The 229-nt window shown below is 68.1% G+C and carries 1 pseudogene; it reads left to right on the top strand.

Annotated elements, in window-relative coordinates:
* Positions 1-229, top strand: a pseudogene (locus B3797_RS01205) (ABC transporter ATP-binding protein); the annotation flags it as partial.

Here is a 229-nt window from a genome sequence, read left to right as displayed (position 1 = left end):
GCGCTGCGCCAGCTGCGGCGCAAAATTCAGTTTGTCTATCAGAACCCCTTCGCCTCGCTCGATCCGCGCCAGACGCTGCGGGAGATTATTGAGGAGCCGCTGCGCAATTTCGAACGGCTCAGTGCCGCTGAACGTCTGCAGCGCGCCGAGGCGGTGGCGGAGCGTGTGGCGCTGCCTGCCGAGCTTCTGACGCGCGGGGCGCGCGAGCTTTCCGGCGGCCAGCGCCAGC

This window comes from Pantoea sp. UBA5923 (genome assembly GCF_002431095.1).
GTDB lineage: Bacteria > Pseudomonadota > Gammaproteobacteria > Enterobacterales > Enterobacteriaceae > Pantoea > Pantoea piersonii.
The sequence above is the reverse complement of the archived record's forward strand: the minus strand, read 5'-3'. Positions and strand labels throughout refer to the sequence as shown.